This is a genomic window from Nocardia sp. NBC_01730, from assembly GCF_035920445.1.
Taxonomy (GTDB): domain Bacteria; phylum Actinomycetota; class Actinomycetes; order Mycobacteriales; family Mycobacteriaceae; genus Nocardia.
Window position 1 is genome coordinate 5,513,469 of record NZ_CP109162.1, and the last position, 17,868, is coordinate 5,531,336.

General features: G+C 64.4%; 17 protein-coding genes. 4 read left to right on the forward strand and 13 right to left on the reverse strand.

Going from position 1 to position 17,868, the window contains the following annotated elements; translation table 11 throughout:
- Positions 1–6: 6 nt before the first annotated feature.
- From OHB12_RS22900 to OHB12_RS22915, 4 genes are all read right to left on the reverse strand, one after another.
- On the reverse strand, positions 7–2,034 hold the full coding sequence (locus tag OHB12_RS22900; protein WP_327110637.1) for an ATP-binding protein: 2,028 nt from the start codon (positions 2,032–2,034) through the stop codon (positions 7–9).
- A gap of 8 nt (positions 2,035–2,042) precedes the next feature.
- Positions 2,043–3,641, reverse strand: a complete 1,599-nt coding sequence (locus OHB12_RS22905) for an acyl-CoA carboxylase subunit beta (RefSeq protein WP_327110638.1) — start codon at positions 3,639–3,641, stop codon at positions 2,043–2,045.
- Positions 3,642–3,785: 144 nt separating this feature from the next.
- Entirely contained in the window at positions 3,786–4,937 is a 1,152-nt protein-coding gene (locus OHB12_RS22910) for an acyl-CoA dehydrogenase family protein (RefSeq protein ID WP_327110639.1), read from the reverse strand.
- 144 nt (positions 4,938–5,081) lie between these two features.
- On the reverse strand, positions 5,082–6,797 hold the full coding sequence (locus OHB12_RS22915; RefSeq protein ID WP_327110640.1) for an acyclic terpene utilization AtuA family protein: 1,716 nt from the start codon (positions 6,795–6,797) through the stop codon (positions 5,082–5,084).
- A 334-nt stretch (positions 6,798–7,131) separates the two neighbouring features.
- Between OHB12_RS22915 and OHB12_RS22920 the strand changes: the two genes are divergently transcribed.
- The gene (locus OHB12_RS22920) at positions 7,132–7,299 is read left to right on the forward strand and encodes a hypothetical protein (RefSeq protein WP_327110641.1); all 168 of its coding nucleotides are present in this window, start codon (positions 7,132–7,134) and stop codon (positions 7,297–7,299) included.
- Here OHB12_RS22920 and OHB12_RS22925 read toward each other — a convergent pair.
- From OHB12_RS22925 to OHB12_RS22940, 4 genes are all read right to left on the reverse strand, one after another.
- Complete coding sequence (locus OHB12_RS22925; RefSeq protein WP_327121348.1) at positions 7,296–8,060, reverse strand: adenylate/guanylate cyclase domain-containing protein; 765 nt, start codon at positions 8,058–8,060, stop codon at positions 7,296–7,298. The two genes, OHB12_RS22920 and OHB12_RS22925, sit on opposite strands and share 4 nt — an antisense overlap.
- 485 nt (positions 8,061–8,545) lie before the next feature.
- The gene (locus OHB12_RS22930; protein ID WP_327110642.1) at positions 8,546–9,307 is read right to left on the reverse strand and encodes an ABC transporter permease; all 762 of its coding nucleotides are present in this window, start codon (positions 9,305–9,307) and stop codon (positions 8,546–8,548) included.
- Positions 9,307–10,323: an ABC transporter ATP-binding protein gene (locus tag OHB12_RS22935; RefSeq protein WP_327110643.1), complete on the reverse strand. Its 1,017-nt coding sequence runs from the start codon at positions 10,321–10,323 to the stop codon at positions 9,307–9,309. The genes OHB12_RS22930 and OHB12_RS22935 overlap by 1 nt, the downstream gene beginning before the upstream one ends.
- Positions 10,324–10,675: 352 nt before the next feature.
- Complete coding sequence (locus tag OHB12_RS22940; protein ID WP_327110644.1) at positions 10,676–11,422, reverse strand: helix-turn-helix transcriptional regulator; 747 nt, start codon at positions 11,420–11,422, stop codon at positions 10,676–10,678.
- Positions 11,423–11,615: 193 nt separating this feature from the next.
- Here OHB12_RS22940 and OHB12_RS22945 point away from each other — a divergent pair, with 193 nt between their 5' ends.
- From OHB12_RS22945 to OHB12_RS22955, 3 genes are all read left to right on the forward strand, one after another.
- Complete coding sequence (locus OHB12_RS22945; protein ID WP_327110645.1) at positions 11,616–11,867, forward strand: hypothetical protein; 252 nt, start codon at positions 11,616–11,618, stop codon at positions 11,865–11,867.
- Positions 11,864–12,061 (forward strand): hypothetical protein, encoded by a 198-nt coding sequence (locus OHB12_RS22950; protein ID WP_327110646.1) that lies wholly within the window; start codon positions 11,864–11,866, stop codon positions 12,059–12,061. The genes OHB12_RS22945 and OHB12_RS22950 overlap by 4 nt, the downstream gene beginning before the upstream one ends.
- 153 nt (positions 12,062–12,214) lie before the next feature.
- Complete coding sequence (locus OHB12_RS22955; RefSeq protein ID WP_327110647.1) at positions 12,215–12,481, forward strand: hypothetical protein; 267 nt, start codon at positions 12,215–12,217, stop codon at positions 12,479–12,481.
- 129 nt (positions 12,482–12,610) lie between these two features.
- Here OHB12_RS22955 and OHB12_RS22960 read toward each other — a convergent pair whose 3' ends face one another.
- From OHB12_RS22960 to OHB12_RS36435, 5 genes are all read right to left on the reverse strand, one after another.
- Complete coding sequence (locus OHB12_RS22960; protein ID WP_327110648.1) at positions 12,611–13,885, reverse strand: hypothetical protein; 1,275 nt, start codon at positions 13,883–13,885, stop codon at positions 12,611–12,613.
- Positions 13,886–14,004: 119 nt separating this feature from the next.
- On the reverse strand, positions 14,005–14,757 hold the full coding sequence (locus OHB12_RS22965; protein WP_327110649.1) for an HAD family hydrolase: 753 nt from the start codon (positions 14,755–14,757) through the stop codon (positions 14,005–14,007).
- Between the two features lie 73 nt (positions 14,758–14,830).
- Positions 14,831–16,120 carry a glycosyltransferase gene (locus OHB12_RS22970; RefSeq protein ID WP_327110650.1) on the reverse strand — a complete coding sequence of 430 codons (1,290 nt, stop codon included), beginning with the start codon at positions 16,118–16,120 and terminating at the stop codon, positions 14,831–14,833.
- Between the two features lie 18 nt (positions 16,121–16,138).
- Positions 16,139–17,041, reverse strand: coding sequence for a hypothetical protein (locus OHB12_RS22975; protein WP_327110651.1), 903 nt, complete (start codon positions 17,039–17,041; stop codon positions 16,139–16,141).
- A gap of 362 nt (positions 17,042–17,403) precedes the next feature.
- Positions 17,404–17,865, reverse strand: a complete 462-nt coding sequence (locus OHB12_RS36435; RefSeq protein ID WP_442799833.1) for an SRPBCC family protein — start codon at positions 17,863–17,865, stop codon at positions 17,404–17,406.
- Between the last annotated feature and the right edge of the window lie 3 nt (positions 17,866–17,868).

Here is a 17,868-nt window from a genome sequence, read left to right on the forward strand (position 1 = left end):
GGTCCCTCATCGCTCCTCCTGGTCTTCGTTGTCCGCGGCGGGTTCGACGACCGCCAGCACCGCACCGACGTCGACCTGCTGGCCGACGGTGACATTGACGGCGCTGAGCACACCGGCGGCGGGCGCGGTGATGGTGTGCTCCATCTTCATCGCCTCCAGCCACAGAATGGGCTGACCCAGTTCGACGTGGCTGCCCACCGCCGCGCCGACCCGGATCACGCTGCCGGGCATGGGCGCGAGCAGCGAACCGGTGGCGACCTGATCGGCGGGATCGCTGAAACGCGGCAGCCTGCGTACGGCGACGGGGCCGAAAGGCGAATCGACGTAGACCTGCTCGCCGTAGCGCGCGACGTCGAAATGCCTACGCACGGGGCCGCTCGGACCGGGCACGGAGAGGACCACGTGATCGGGAGCGGACTCGACGAGTCCGAGCCCTTCGTGGCCGTCCACCGTGACGCCGGTCCTACCGAACCGGTAGCCGATCTCGTGCATCCCACTGGCGCGGCTCTCGTAGGACTTGTGCTGCGATTGCGCGGGCAGATTCCGCCAGCCGCTGGGCAATCCACCACCCACTCCGGCGCTGCTGCGGTTCGCGGCCGCGTCGGCGAGGGCGGCGGCGACGATCGACAGCGCCTCGTCTGATTCGGATGCCAGCGGCGCGGCGAGGGCCTCCAAGCCGTGCGTGGCGAAGAACGCGGTATCGGTGGCACCGGCGAGGAAGGCCGGGTGACGCAGTACCCGCACCAGCAGGTCCCGGTTGGTGACCAGGCCGTGGATCTTCGCTCGGTGCAGCGCGGCGGCCAGCAATCGTGCCGCCTCGCCGCGGGTTTCGGCGTAGGAGATGACCTTGGCCAGCATCGGGTCGTAGTGCACGCCGACGACCGAACCGGTCACAACGCCGGTGTCCAAGCGCACGCCCGGCCGGTCGAGTAGATCGAATTCGGCTGCCACCAAAGGGATATCGATCCGATGCACAGTTCCGCTCTGCGGCTGCCATTCGTGCGCCGGGTCCTCGGCATAGAGCCGCGCCTCGATCGAATACCCGTGCATCGCGGGCGGCTCGGCGGGCAACGTTCCGCCCGCGGCGACATCCAGCTGCAGCCGAACCAGATCCAGTCCGGTGGTGCACTCCGTGACCGGATGCTCTACCTGTAGGCGCGTGTTCATCTCCAGGAAGAAGAACTCCCCCTGTTCGTCGGCGAGGAACTCCACGGTGCCCGCACCGGTGTAGCCGATCGCGCCCGCCGCGAGCCGCGCAGCCTCGAACAGTCGCGCGCGCATGCCCTCGGTGCGCTCGACCAGCGGCGAGGGAGCCTCCTCGATCACCTTCTGATGGCGGCGCTGGATAGAGCACTCACGTTCGCCGACCGCCCAGATCGTGCCGTGGGCATCGGCCATCACCTGGACCTCGATGTGTCTGCCCGTCTCGAGGTAGCGCTCGCAGAACACCGTCGGATCGCCGAACGCGGATTCCGCTTCGCGCCGGGCGGCGTCGATCTGCGACGTCAGGTCGGCGAGGTCGCGCACCACCCGCATGCCGCGCCCGCCGCCGCCCGCGGAGGCTTTGATCAGGACCGGCAGATGCGCCGCGGTGACCTCGTCCGGATCCAGTTCGGCAAGCACCGGGACGCCGGCGACATCCATCAGCTTCTTCGAGGCGACCTTCGAGCCCATCTGCTCGATCGCCTCGACCGGAGGGCCGATCCAAGCCAGCCCGGCATCGAGCACCGCCCTGGCGAATTCGGCGTTCTCGGAAAGAAATCCGTATCCGGGGTGGATGGCGTCGGCGCCGGTCGCCAGCGCGGCATCGATGATCAGCGCACTGCGCAGATAGGTCTCGGCCGGCGTGTTGCCGGGCAGCCGGACGGCGGTGTCGGCTTCGGACACATGCGGCGCGGCGGCGTCCGCGTCGGAGTACACCGCGACGGTGTCGAGGCCCATCCGGCGGCAGGTGGCGAACACTCGGCGGGCGATCTCGCCACGGTTGGCGACAAGGACGTTCGTGATCGCCGGATTGAGAGGGTAGTCGGACACGGCGCGCCTCACATTCGGAAGACGCCGAAGCCGTCGGCGCCCTTGATCGGGGCATTGTGAATGGCCGACAAGGACATTCCCAACACGGTGCGGGTATCGCGCGGATCGATGACACCATCGTCGTACAACCGCCCGGACATGAACATGGCAAGCGACTCGGCTTCGATCTGCGCCTCGACCATGGCGCGCATTCCGGCGTCGGCGTCCTCGTCGAACGGCAGGCCCTTCGCCTCGGCGGCGGCCCTGCCCACGATCGAGATGACACCGGCCAGCTGTGCGCCGCCCATGACGGCGGATTTCGCGCTGGGCCAGGCGAAGACGAAACGCGGGTCGAAGGCCCTTCCGCACATGCCGTAGTGGCCCGCGCCGTAAGACGCGCCCATCAGCACCGAGATGTGCGGCACCTTCGAGTTGGAGACCGCGTTGATCATCATCGCACCGTGCTTGATGATGCCCTTCTGCTCGTATTCCTTACCGACCATGTAGCCGGTCGTGTTGTGCAGGAATAGCAGTGGCGTGTCGGTCTTGTTGGCCAGCTGGATGAACTGGGTGGCCTTCTGCGACTCCTCGGAGAACAGGACGCCGCGCGCGTTCGCCAGGATGCCGATCGGATATCCGTGCAGCTCCGCCCATCCGGTTACCAGACTGCTGCCGTAGAGCGGTTTGAACTCGTCGAAATCCGAGGCGTCGACGATGCGTGCGATCACCTCGCGCGGGTCGAACGGGATCTTCAGATCCGGGGGGACTATGCCGAGCAGATCCTCCGGGTCGTAGAGCGGCTCGATCACCTCGGCACGCGGGGCGAGCCCCTGCTTACGCCAGTTCAGCCGCTTGACGATGGAGCGGCCGATGCGGATCGCGTCCTGCTCGTCGAGCGCGTAGTAGTCGGCCAGGCCGGAGACCCGCGCGTGCATGTCGGCGCCGCCGAGGGATTCGTCGTCGGACTCCTCACCGGTGGCCATCTTCACCAGCGGCGGGCCGCCGAGGAACACCTTGGAACGTTCCTTGATCATCACCACGTGGTCGGACATGCCCGGAATGTAGGCGCCACCCGCGGTGGAGTTGCCGAATACCAGCGCGATGGTCGGAATACCCGCCGCTGAAGCCCGGGTGAGATCGCGGAACATCCGGCCGCCGGGGACGAAGACCTCTTTCTGCGTCGGCAGGTCCGCGCCACCGGACTCGACCAGCGAGATCACCGGCAGCCGGTTCTCCCGCACGATGTCGTTGATGCGCAACGTCTTTCGTAGTGTCCATGGGTTCGAGGTGCCGCCGCGCACGGTGGGGTCGGGCGCGACGATCATGCACTCGACGCCTTCCACGATGCCGATGCCAGCGACGGTGCTCGCGCCGACGTGGAATTCGCTGCCCCAGCCCGCCAGCGGGCACAGTTCCAGGAACGGCGAGTCCTCGTCGACGAGCAGCTCGATGCGCTCGCGCGCGGTCAGCTTGCCGCGCTTGCGATGCCGGGCCAGCTTGTCCGGGCCGCCGCCCGCGATGGCCTTGGAGAACTCGGCCTCGACCTCGGTGAGCGTGGCGCTCATGGCGTCCGCGGCCGCGGTGTACTCCGGCGACGCGGTGTCCAGGGTGCTGCGCAGTACGGTCATGCTGTGTCCTTTTCTGGCATGACCGGGGCCCTGCGTGGTGACGCGGGCTGCCGCCTCCGGGCCTGACCGGTCATGCTGTGTCCTTTTCTGGCATGACCGGGGCCCTGCGTGGTGACGCGGGCTGCCGCCTCCGGGCCTGACCGGTCATGCCTGGTACCCCAATCGCTTTGCCGCCAGTCCGGTGAGAATTTCCGTCGTCCCACCGCCGATGCCGAGGATGCGCATGTCCCGGTACTGCCGCTCGATCTCGGATTCGCGCATGTAGCCGAGGCCGCCGAACAGCTGCACGGCCTGGTTGGCCACCCACTCGCCCGCCTCGACGGCGGTGTTCTTGGCGAAGCACACCTCGGCGATCAGGTCGGTCTCACCTTCGGCGCTGCGCCGTGCCACATCGCGGGTATAGACGCGGGCGACATCGATGCGCCTCGCCATCTCGGTGACCGTGTTCTGCACCGCCTGCCTGCTGATCAGCGGACGGCCGAAGGTTTCCCGGTCGCGTACCCATTTCAGGGTCAGGTCCAAGCAGCGCTGCGCGCTCGAATACGCCTGCACCGCAAGGGCGACGCGCTCGCTGACGAACGCGCCCGCGATCTGGTAGAAACCGGAGTTCACCTGGCCGACCAGGTTCTCCACCGGCACACGGACATCCACGTAAGAAAGCTCGGCGGTGTCGGAGGCGAGCCAGCCCATCTTGTCCAGCTTGCGGCTGACCATGAAGCCAGGGGTGCCCTTGTCGACGACGAGCAACGAGATGCCCCCGGAGCCGGGTCCTCCGGTGCGCACCGCCGTGACCACGAAGTCGGCGCGCACGCCGGAGGTGATGTAGGTCTTGGCGCCGTTGACGATGTAATGATCGCCGTCGCGGCGGGCAGTGGTGGTGAGGTGCCCGACGTCGGAGCCGCCGCCCGGCTCGGTGATCGCCAGCGAGCCGATCTTCTCGCCCGCGAGCGTCGGCCGCACCCAGCGCTCGATCTGTTCGGCATTGCCCGAGGCGATGAGGTGCGGCACCGAGATGCCGCAGGTGAACAGCGAAGCGAACAGTCCGCCGGACGCGCCGGCCTGGTGCATCTCCTCGCAGACGATCATGGCGTCCATGCCGTCACCGCCGCAACCGCCCACGGACTCCGGAAACTGCACACCGAGCAGGCCGAGGGCGCCCGCCTTCTTGTGCAGCTCGCGCGGGATCTCACCCTCGCGCTCCCAGCCGTCCAGGTACGGCAGGACCTCGCGCTCCACGAAACTTCTTACGGTGGAACGCAATTCGCGCCGCTCCGGCGTTTCCCACAGTGTGGTCATGCGGTGTCCTTTCTCGCATGACCGGGGGCCCTGCGTGGTGACGCGAGCTGCCGCCTCCGGGCCTGACCAGTCATGCGGTGTCCTTTCTCGCATGACCGGGGGCCCTGCGTGGTGACGCGAGCTGCCGCCTCCGGGCCTGACCGGTCATGACAACAGCTCCACTGGAATGTCGAGGTGACGAGACCGCAGCCATTCGCTGAGCCCCTTGGCCTGGGGATCGAATCGAGCCTGGTAGGCCACGCCCTGGCCGAGCAGACCTTCGATGATGAAGTTCAGCGCCCGCAGATTGGGCAGGACGTGCCGGGTGACGGTGAGCGACGCCGCCTCCGGGAGCAACTCTTTGACGCGCTCCACCGTCAGCGTGTGCGCCAGCCAGCGCCACTGCTCGTCGGTGCGCACCCACACTCCGATGTTGGCGTTGCCGCCCTTGTCGCCGCTGCGGGCGAGCGCGATCGTGCCCAACGGCGCACGGCAGGTTTCGGTGGTGGGCAAAGGTTCCGGAGCAGGCGGCTCGGCCACTTCAGCCAGGACCGCCGTATCGGTAGACGGCGCGATGGCCACGCGGGTGCCGTCCGGCAGCACCGCCGTGTGCGGCACCTCGGAGGCATCGACGAACCCTGGCGTGTACACGCCGTACGGAGATCCGTTGCCGGGCAAGGTAGTGAAGCTGCACCCCGGGTAACTGGCCAGTGCCAGCTCCACCGCGACATTGGAGAACGCGCGGCCGACCGTGTTCGGGTCAGGGTCGCGAACCACGCAGCGCAGTAGCGCGCTGGCCTGTTCCTCGGTGTCGGCGTCCGGTCGATCCAGCCGGGCAAGGGTCCAGGTCAGCTCCGCGGGCTTCGTCGGCAGCCAGGACTCCAGCTGTCGTCGCGCCAGTGCGGCTTTCGCCTCGATGTCCAAGCCGGTGAGGACGAACTCCATCTCGTTGCGGAACCCGCCGAGCGTGTTCAGCGAGACCTTGAGCCTCGGTGGCGGGGCCTCACCGGTGACGCCGCTGATCAGCACCCGGTCCTGGCCCGCCTGGTCGAGCCGGATGGTATCCAGCCGGGAGGTCACGTCGGGGCCCGCGTAGCGGGCGCCCTGGATCTCGTACATCAGCTGGGCCTCGACGGTGTCGACGGTGACCGCGCCGCCGGTGCCTTCATGCTTGGTGATGACGCTGCTGCCGTCCCTGCGGATTTCGGCGAGCGGGAAGCCCGGCCTGCCGAGGTCGGCGAGTTCGGTGAAGAAGGCGTAGTTGCCTCCGGTGGCCTGGGTGCCGCACTCGATGACGTGTCCCGTCACCACTGCGCCCGCCAGCCGGTCGTAATCGGTTCGGCCCCAACCGAAGTGCGCGGCGGCCGGGCCGAGGACCACCGACGCGTCGGTGACCCGGCCGGTGACCACGATGTCCGCGCCGGCGTTCAGGCATTCGACGATGCCCCAGGCGCCGAGGTAGGCGTTGGCGGTCAGCGGCGCCCCGAGGCCGAGTTCACCGGCGCGCGCGCCCAGGTCGTCGCCCTCGACGTGTGCGATCTTCGCGTCCAACCCGAGGTCGACGACGACCTTCCGCAGTTTCTCCGCGAGCCCGGCGGGATTGAGGCCGCCCGCGTTCGCGACGATCCGCACATTGCGTTCCAAGGCGAGCCCGAGACACTCCTCGACCTGCTTGACGAAGGTCTTGGCGTAGCCGAGGCTCGGATCCTTCATCCGGTCCCGGCCGAGGATCAACATGGTCAGCTCGGCGAGATAGTCACCGGTGAGCACGTCGAGCTGCCCGCCATCGAGCATCTCGCGCATGGCGGCGAGCCGATCACCGTAGAAGCCGGAACAGTTGCCGATCCGGAGTACCTCCGGGTCTGCGGCCAACATATTCATCAGCGGGGATTGCCTCCCTCCTGTGCGGCGACCGGACGTTCGTCCGTCCGAGCGCTCCCTGCGGCGACCGGACGTCCGTCCGAGCGCTCCGTGCGGCGACCGGGCGCTGGTCCGAGCGTTCTGTGCGGTAGCCGGACGGCACTCGGGGCGGTCCTTGCGCCGTACCGTGCGGGCGCGCCGATGTGCCGCACCCGTGAAGTTCGGTTCCACGACCAGCATCACACCCGGCCAGAAAAAAAGCAAGCGTGCGTGCTTGTTAGTTGCGGGCGCATATTCCGCCGATCGCGCGGTCCGCAACACCCGCAGCACGGCAAGGGAGGCCGGAGGGAGCAAGATGAGCACCGTGCCCACCGACGTCGCCGTGATCATTTTGTTCGCCCTGGCCGGCTTCCTCCTCGGCGGCGCTTACACCACATGGAAGACGGCTCGGCTGCTGTCCATCGCACTCTCGGTCTGCGCCGCCCTCGCGGCGGCAGGCGCCCTCGCTTGGTGGCTCGGCTAGCGCCGCGAGAGGCGGAAGATACGGAGGTCCTGCGGGACTCCGCTGAGCGGTGCGGTGAACAAGCCGCGCCGGTACGGCTTGACCGCGAAGCCCAGATCCGCCAGTGTCTCCGGCCGCAGCGCCTGCAGCGTCGCCTCGGACAGCATGGTGTTGCCACTGCCGCCCGCCTCCATGACCCGGGCCGCGATGGTCACGTCCACTCCGAGCCAGTCGCCGCCGATCTCGCGTGGCGAGCCGGTGTGCAGGCCGATACGCATCGTCGGGCGATAGCCGCGTACCCGCACATCGGCCAGGTTGCTTCTTGCGGTCACCGCGGCGCGCACCGCCCGATCCGCGGACGGGAAGACCGCCATCAGGCCGTCACCCATGCGCTTGACAACCTGCCCGCCGCGCTCGGCGATCGGCGGCTCGATGGCCTTGGCTACGCCGCGCAGCAGTTCGAGGGTGACCTCGTCGCCCGCCGACAGGGACCAACTGGAGAAGGCCACCAGATCGGTGAACATAACAGTTATCTCTTGGCTACCCTGTCCGCGGCCGGTGCGCTCCAGCATGGCCTGCCAGACCTGCAGGGCGCCGAAGCCGATCTCGCGCGCCGCGCTCGGTGTGCCACCCACCAGTTTGTCCGCGGCCCGCGCCACCGCCCGCGCGCCACCGGGGCCGGAAACAGACAGCGGGTCACCGAAAGACGGGTCACCGGGCAGCTGCTCCCTGGCCTTGCGTAATGCCCCGATCAGATCCGGGCGCTGATTGGCCGCGTTCATCAGCGCGGACAGCTGGCCCCGACGTAGTCCTGCGGCGGAACGGCGGGAAGAACCGGACGCTTCGGACGGTGCCAACGGTATGACGACCTCGGGCGGTACGCCGCCGTCGCCCTCCGCCCCGGGCTCAGCACCGCCGGAAGGTGTTTCGCTCACGCCCCGAGCGTATCTCAGCCAACCGTGCGCAGGCGGGTTACGTCTACGCCACCCGCTCCCGCACCAGCGCACCATCCAGGGGTCGACGATGGATAACGAGAGAGTTGCTGACTTGATGTCAGCGAGCGGGCACCACCGGCGAAAGCTATGTATCGCACAAGCACGAAATCCTCAGGGAAAGCACGATCGGCCCGGCGCGACGTATCGCACCGGGCCGATGGCCGCACCGCCCACCGGGCAGTGGAAGGCGGTGGACAGGACGCGCGGACCTCCCGACAAAGTCCGCGCCCCACAACCCGAGTGGCGAGGGAAGCGACTCGGGTAGCTGTGCGCTAGGCGTCGCGCTGATTCGCCATGACCAGGGCCGCGCCGAACACGATCGCGACGAACGCGGTGAAGTAGAGCAGGCTGCCCCCGGGTCCCCAGTGCCAGTTGGCGGTGGTAGCGGCAGCACTGTAGAAGTGGCTCGCGTTCGCGAACGGCAGAAACGGGGTGACATTGCGGCCGAAACTACCGAATGCCCCGAGCAGGCCCTCGATGAGCAACGGCCACAACACGATCAGCGAGATCGCGGCAGCGGACTGTCGCACCAGCACGCCGATGCCGACCGCGAGGACGACGCACAGGAAGGTGTAGATGGGGATGCCGTAGACCTCGCGCCAGTCGTCCCCGGTCGACAGGGTCAGGGTCGCGCCCGCATCGGCCCCACCGAGCACCTTGGCGACCAGGTAGGAGAGGAACACCAGCACAATCGTCAGCAGCGCGCCGTACCCGCCGACCAGCACGGCCTTGGTGAGAATGACCTTGGCCCGATGCGGAGTGGCCTGGAACGTCGTCCGGATGATGCCGAAGCGGTATTCGCTCGTCACGGTAAGCGTCGCCATGATCATCAGGACCATCACACCGAATCCGCTGATCCCGGCCACCGCGGTGGAGACCGTCAGGTCGATCGAACCTTCTTTGCCGTAGGACGCCCGCGCCACCCAGGCGAGCAGGGCGGCCATGCCGAGCGCGAGTGCGACGACTATCGCCGAGCACCACCAAGGCGACCTGGTCGAGGTGAGTTTGATTCGTTCTGCTGCCAGCACGCCCATCAGAGCGCACCTCCCATCGCTGTATAGGACGCGGGGTCCGCGGTGCCCTGCGTGGTTACGCGAGCTGCCACCCCCGGGTCCGTCGCTCCCGCCGGATCGAAGCCTTCGCCGTGGTACTGCACGGCACCGCCGGTCATCCGCATGAACGCTTCCTCCAGCGAAGCGCGCTGGGGAGCCAGCTCGAACAGCGTGATGTCGTTCGCGCCCGCCAGCTTGCCGACCGCGTCGCTGGACACGTTGGCGACGACGAGCGCGGGGCCATCGGCGCCGGCGCCGTCCTCACGGACCGTCATGCCGTTCGAGGTGAGCACGCTGCGCAGCTCGTCGAGCTGCGGGCTGCGCACCCGCACCGACTGCTCCGAGGCGCGCTCGATGAACTCCTGCGTGGTCGAGTCCGAGATGAGCTTGCCGCGGCCGATCACCACCAGGTGCTCGGCGGTCTGCGCCATCTCCGAAAGAAGGTGGCTGGAGACCAGCACCGTGCGGCCCTCGGCGGCCAGTCGCTGCATGAACCTGCGGATCCACAGGATGCCCTCCGGGTCGAGACCGTTGACCGGCTCGTCGAACAGCAGCACCTGCGGGTCGCCGAGCAGCGCACCGGCCAGGCCGAGCCGCTGCGACATGCCGAGGGAGAAACCGCCCGCGGTCTTGCCCGCCACCTCCGACAGGCCGACGAGTCGCAGCACCTCGTCCACCCGGGACTTGGCGATGTCGTTGGATGCGGCCATCCACTCCAGGTGGGCGCGCGCCGACCGGTTCGGGTGCACCCACTTGGCATCCAGCAGCGCACCGACGATCCGCAGTGGATGGTCCAGCTCGTGGTACGGCCTGCCCTGGATCAGCGCGGTGCCCGCGGTGGGCTTGTCCAATCCTAGGATCATCCGCATAGTGGTCGACTTACCGGCGCCGTTCGGTCCCAGGAACCCTGTCACCTGCCCTGGTCGAACGGTGAACGTCAGATCCTGCACCGCGACGGTCTGCCCGTAGTGTTTGGTCAGGCCTTTCAGCTCGATCATGTGCCCAGCATTCCGCAAAACGCGGCTGCGCGCGTCACCACAAAGTGGCGGGTTCGGTCATCCTCGAGGATGACGAAGAGGGTCCAGGTGGGGCAAGCCCGTACAGGAGGGGGCAGTGCGCTGGGTTTGTGGACTTTGGCGCACTCACCTGAACTCCCATGTACGACCGGAATTGCGGCAAGTAAGTGACACACACTCAGGTTGTCCCGGCCGGGACAGCGCTGACCCGCAACCGATTCGACTGGTTGCGGGCCTCCAGTGCTGCCGGCACTCGAGTGCTCGTCTGAATCAAACAAGCGGCCAACCGTAGGCTCGGGACCTACGGTTGGCCGCCTGCAGAGTACGTCGCTGCTCAGACCGCCTCGGGTGGTCGGTCGTAGGCGTCGATAGCGGCCTTGGACGTCGAGGAGTCCTGCAGCACCAGCTCCCACGGACCCGAGTTGATCTCGAAACTCTTGCCGAACCCGACCCACTTCCCTGCCATCCGAGCGACGGTCAGCTCGATCAGCAGTTGAACAGCCCCGTGGTAGTAAGCGCCGCGGTAGTAGCCGTCCTGGGCGGTGTGCTCGCTCCATGTCCCAGTAGCGACGTGCCCGTCCACCGTGAAGTCCATCTCGAGGGACGACTGCGCCGAGTTCGGCAGGCTGCGAACCGTCAGCCGGTTGTCGTGCTGCAACACCACGACGTGATGCACGGCCGTGAACGTCGCATCCCTGCCGCTCGAGTAGTACTCATACCGCGACAGCCAAATCCCCGAGTAGTTACCCGGTGTCCTCGGACGCCGCGCGGCGGCGAACTGCTCTGGCGCGACTTCGCCGATAGCCGAGTCGACCACGGTCCCGTCCTCGCCGCCGGAAAGGCTTCGGCCGGCCATCACGGCACCGAATCCCAGAGACTCGATCGGTAGCCGCATGACCTTCTCCAGTGCTCGCGCGTGCGATGGCCGCGGGTTGGCGGTGAGCCCTGATTCCCAGCGCTGTACAAGGCGTTTGGTGGCGCTCGCGCATCCCGCTTCCCGGAGTGCCCGCGCGAGGTCGTCCTGGCTCATCAGACGCGCGTTCCGGGCCGCGCGGAGAGCCGTGTTCGGTGCGGATGCCATGCCGCCACGGTAGCCCTTTGACGCCTAAATGTCGCCTTGAATAGAGGCGGATTGACACCACTTCCGTCATCGCACGGACACGTCCTGTCGGCTGACTCTGAATGTGGCCCCGACGCCGGGCTGAGCGCCGAACTCCCCAGCGTCGGGTGCCCACCAACAGAACACACACAACGCGCCTGGGGGTATAGACACGATGCCCATCGCTCTACTGATCGCCTTTACGGTGGCCGCTCTCATCTACGGCACGATCTGTTTCTTCGATCGCCCCGTGAGAAGCGCTGAGACGTGCCACCCGGCACCTGATGTCCCGTACACCACGCACGATGCACACCTGGTGTGGCAGGCGCGGATCGGCTGCGACACCGAAACGTGCGCCGACAAGGCCGCCGCGCTCGATGTCCTCATTGAAGCCAAGATCGTCAAACCATGGCGGCCCGCCCGATGACCATCACGCTCGCCGACGCCGAACAGTGGCGGCACTTCCACCGGAACTGCTATGCCGAGGGCGCATTCCGGTCGCCGGAACAGGCAAGGTTCGTCCTCAATGTCCACTCCGGCCACGGCGAGACCTGCCTGCAGTACCTATCGGCGTCCGCCTACAGCTTCGGCTCCGGGGACGGAGCGGACCATGGCGAGTGACGAACCCGCATGGTCCGTTGTCGGCTCCGACGGCGAGTTCCGAACCGGCCTCGAGGTTCTCGAGCGTCTCGCCGAGGCACTTCGCGAGACGCCAGCGGAGGCCACAGCGTGAACTGGGTAGGCGACCACTGCGAGAAGCGGCCCCCGACACCCATGTCGGAGCAGCGCGCCTGCGGCATTCTTCACCTGCATGAGACGTGCGAGCCGCCGTGCCCGCGGAAGTTGGCCGCGCTGGAGACCCTGCCGTATGGATCCCCGGTGGATGCGGTGAATTGGCGGATTCCGTGGGACCCGGACGGGAGGCGGGGCAAACCGCAGGGCTGGCTCGAGCATGCAGACGGGTCCATCGCGCAGGTGTGCGCAGACGGCACGGTCGTTGACGCCGAGCCCACCGAAGACGAGGGCGACGACCCCGCATAAAAGCTTCCCAGCAATCAGCCCGCAGCCCGCAGCCCGACATCGTGCGCCGCTACTTCCACGCACCGCACGTCCGCTACACGACCCTGGAGGAAACGACATTGTTTCGACTCAATAAATACAACTTTCGTGTTAGTTTCGGCTCGACATCTTCAGCGACTGCTGTGGCGCAGACAATCGTCGGTACGTCGACCAGAGGGCGACGCTGGCCGCAGCGCAAACGATCGCCGCCGTCCGGAGCATTCCGCCTAGACCACCGAGCGCATAGGCAATACATATGGGGGCAAGGCCCGAGAATCTGCCGATTACGAGGAAGATCTCCTGATCGAGAAGGTAAGCGTAACGATGCATCCCCGAGCGTCCCTCTTCGAACTCTATATTCTCGTATTGAATATGATTATAGGTTGCCAACGTGCATGCGAACGCCAGCCCACTGAGGCCCAGATAGCCGATGGCTCCACATATATCGTAGTCGAGTAAGAGAACGAGTGCAGCCGATACGGATAGTATCGCCGAAATCGAGAATACATGTTTCCGAATATCTTTTTTCACCTGGCGGCCGATCCAGTACAACACGGCTGCCGAGACTACTGCAATGCCCGCCTGTATGGTACCGAGTGCGCCTTCGTTTCCAACGAGTGTCAGCGTCAGGACAACAGGAACGAATAAGGTGATACCCATGCTGACGCCCATCCACAGGGAGACCCAACGGCAGGACCACCATCTCGCCGAAGGCGTTCTTATCCGCAGCGAGACTATCGGCTGAATGGGGGTCCGGAGACGCCGCACCGAATATCCGGCGGCACCGAGCACCGTAAATGCCAGAAGACCGATTACCACGTATACCGTATACAGAGGAAAGAACGCTCTTGATACTACGACGCACCAGCCGATCACAGGCGGAACTATCACAGCGAGTACGACACCTACAATGCCCTCACAGTGCGTGAAGTAGAACCGATGGGTAGGCGCTACATGTGAGATCACAAGGAATCTCCGACTTGCCCAGAACAGAGTTGAGGATAGGCCGAAACACATCCCCAGAATCGCCAGCACAACAATATTGGTGTCACCGATCAAGGTCAATGCAAGAATGCTGAAACCCATGCTGGAGCAGCCGGAGATATACACGAACTCGACATTGTACCGGCCAACAAGAAATGCGCCGACATAGAATCCGGCTACCAGACCTAGAAACGATGATGAATCGTATACTACGATCAGGGATAGACCGTTCGAACGCTGCCACAGGTACGCATGGGAAAATATTCCCAGTAACGGCTCCGCAATATTGAGCATGATGTAGGAAATTATGAGGGAACGGCCCGCCGAGCCCACACGAGACAAACGGCTGTGTTCGAAGCGGCCATGCCGTACTGTATCGCTGATCCATTGATGTAGTGACAAGAGACTTCCTTTGCGGCCACGCCGCGGTAACAATGGCCTGACTCGACCGGTCCTCGCCGACCGTTGCGGACCGCTGAGCGGAGCAGAATATCGAGGCGCCACCCGCACAGCGACCGGAATCAGGAATCTGCGGTCGGAAACAAATCGATATACCTGATGTGCCCCGTCGGATAAAAACGAGGATGAGTTCGAGAACGAAGATCGGCATCGTTACCCACATAGCCGGCGTACATGCCGAGGTCCAGCGCAGGAAGCACGTCGTTCACACCATCCCCGATCGAAATTGCATGCCCCGGGGCAACACCGAACTCGTGGAGAATTTCCCGGTAGAGTCCGTGCGGATCCGCAATCTTCGGTAGAACGCGATGATGCCGTTCCCACGGATAGTAACCATCGAAATCCCGGCCCGGATCGAAGCCGATCTTCCTCAAAGTGATCTCGGAGTTGTAGCGCACGGTGTTGGTGACGACCACCAGTTTGATCCCCCGAGTCCGCCAAGCGGTCAACCTGGCCACCAACTCCGCATCCGGCCGGTAGTAACGAGCCGGATCCATTGTAGCGAAAACATCGTACAGCGCGGCACGACCCAAGGGAGTTACAACATCGTCCGGAAAAGGTAGATCAGGCAATACATTTCCGACTATTTCACGCAAGTCGTCCGCTTCGAATAAATCCTCCGTGCGGCCGCCGACATACGATGCCAAACGTTCCGTGCCCTCGAGGCTGCAGTGCAGACGGCGAGCCAGCTCCGTCTGGTACAGCGTCTGATAGTACCGCTCGAACGACGCTGTCGGGTGGGCGAGCGTATCATCCACGTCGAGAATTGCAAGTTGTATGCCGGATACGACGATGTGAGACGGAAACTCATGCATTGTCGGAACACCTGTGCGTGGAACATCGAATGATGCGGTACGAGGCGCGGAGAATTTGGGATGATGTCACGGGCTAACCTCCTGCCGGTGGTGCTGAACCAGCCTCGCGAAGCTGTCCAAGTAATACATCCACCGCCCTCGACCACGTCAACTTTCTTGCATAGGCTATTGCCTGCCGTGCGAGCCGGTCGCGCACGGTGTCGTCGCATAGTACGTGTTTCATCGCGTTGGCGACATCATCCACGTCTTCCGGATCCACGATGACGACTGCCTGCATTCGAGCGCCATCGCGTGCAGCTCCGGTATGACAACTCGCCACCACGGATGTCCCGCATGCCAGCGCTTCGCTTACCGTCATGTTCCAGTGACCGAACCATTCCGGCACGACGAGGACGTCGACCGACCTGTAGACCGCAGGCATAGCCTCATGGGGGATGCCTGACCTGATCCGTACATGATCGCCGACGCACAGCATAGCCGCTAGTGATTCCAGTCCACGGCGATAAGCATGGTCCTCTCCATTGGAGCCTCCCCCGAGGATCAGCAAATATGCGGACGGGCAATCCTTCCGAATTCGAGCGAATGCGCGCAGAGCTGTTTCATGATTCTTCGTAGAATCCATACGACCCGACGAAAGAATGACTTGCGCATGGGCCGGAACAGAAAAATCGTTCCGGAATTGTTCGAGTTCATCCGGTGCACGGCGCGGATGGAAAAGCTGATGATCAACACCCGGAGGACAAACGGTGATCGAAGGCAAGGGAAGATCGGTCTCCTTCGCAAGGAGATCCCGAGCAAAGTTTGTCGCCACGACAACCCCGCCTGAGCAACCAGCACGGGTATAGTGTTGCGCTTCCAACAACAGTCTCCGTCGCAGCTGGTTTACCAATGGCGGAGAACTCCTGACCGACATGGCACGGATCTTCTCGATGCCGAGAGAATGCACCGTGGCGGCCAGCCTGACCTGCATCGGTACCCCGGCGCTCTGCAGTCTGCGTTCGATCCGAGCGGCAACAAGTGCACCATCCAGGCTGTGGCCGTGCAGAATGACACCATCGGCGCTGCCGATGTGAGCCGCGACCGCGCCACGAACGTGTGGCCACGCTTGCATCGCGCAATAGTCGGCGTGATCCCACAGCAACTCTTTCGGAAGTACTTCGTACGGTTGCTGTTCACGATCCGGGACGGTCGGAACCGAAATTACCGGGTAGGGCGCCGGCCCCCATTCCGGCATCGGCCGGCCCGTGATACACAGTGTCGAAACACCTCGTTCGACGAGTTCCCGCGACAGCATATCGGCATATTTTGGCTGACCACCCCAGATCTCCTGCAGATGAAAATTGACGACTAACGGTACGCCCATGGAGAGATCCCAATGATGTCAAGCTGTAGTTGGCTGAAGAATTCTGTCGGCAGGGCATGCGAAGGGGTCGCGGCACATACTCTGTGACGCAATGGGTTCGATATACTCCTCGAGGAGAGGGAGGCGTGCCATGATCGCATGTGATTCCGGATGACTGGCGCGGAGCGCCTCGGCGCTGTCGGGAAATTTGTCGAGCCACTTCTCGAATGCGATTCGAGTACTGTCAGCCGCCGGTGAATTCGAGTCATCGACCCACCAGGGAGCCGTTCTCCTCCACTCCTTGTCGGCAGTGTTGCTCTGCACATGGAGCACGGTCGCGGTCAGATCCTGCTGGTCGTCCTCCCAATGGCGGGGGCACTCATAGCACTTCCACTTGAAGTACTGAAATCCTTCGGTATTGAGATTGAGCCACGATTCGTGATTGCGTATCTTGGTGTCGAAGAACAGCGTGCTGAAGTTGGTCGTCCGGGCTTTGTCGTACTTCGACTCCAGTTCTCTCAGGAATTCGTACGATGCCACGAGATCGGAGTCCCATTTCATGGTGTACCGATATTTTGATTTCGACAACGACCAATTATAATACCAAATCGACGAGTGAATCGAATCCACCGGAGTGCAGTAGTTTTCCAAGCCCGGTTTGGCCGATTGAAAGGGATACTCGAAAAGATTGATCGGCCGACCACTGTCTCTACGAATCCGGGAACGTTTCTCGGTGTCGTCGGTGCACAGATTCATGACGACGTTGATCTCATAGGGGATCCGGAGGTCGCTCAGCGAATCCATCGCCTCGCCTATCAGGTGCCCTTCGTTTCGGGTCCTGATCATGACAGAAATACCGTCGGGCCGGTCGGTGTCGAACCATGTTCGATCGATATGATATTCCGGATCTACGTCTTCCTGTGGGCGCAACATTGTAGTCATGCCATTTCCTCATCTCGAGCATTCAAAACTTTCGGCCATCGTAGCACCTCATACCACTCTTTCCCATCCACGATAAGCCCATAGTTTCCGTATCGGTTCGGGTCGGTGGGTGTCACCTTCTCGGACTCCCCTACCAAAGCATCGAGAACCACTCCTGGGTCGAACAAACTCTTGTCCGGTCCGGCATCTTTGCCACCAGTAAAGTGCGTATCACGCACATGTTTCTCGCTCTCATCGGTAAAAGAAGATTCCGGAACCCGGGTTGACCCACCGGCACATTCCCCCGGCCCGGATCTTTCCGACCTGGGAACTCGGGGAACCGATCGCTACCCGCGAACTCCACAGGGGCGACGAACTGGTGGTCATTGCGTTCGGAATCCGGAGCCGCGGTTCGGCGCAGAAGTGGTCGAACCGTGGGCGGCACAAGCTCCGGGGTAGCGCATCAGCGTGTCTCGAGTAGTCGTCGGAGGGCTTCGAGGTTGGCTGCAGCCGGGAACGGGCCCAACTGGCCACGGATCTGCAACCGTTGCGTGGGCTGGAACTCGGCGACCTCGAACGCTTCCACAGCTGGTTCGGGAATCGATCGGGTCTGCCGGTAGGTCGAACCCACCCCCGACCGGTCCTGCGGAGGTTCTGCGGGTCTCGGTGATGGCGTAGTTCCAGCGCGGAACGTTCTCGAAATGCGCAAGGTACGCGAAGACGTCGGCGATCGGGCGGTCGACGGTCAGCGTGTTCTCGAAGGTTGCCATGCCGTCCTGAAGCGTGCGGAGGCGGCACATATTCCGGTGGCGATCATGTTCATTGACGTGATCCAGATCATACATTAC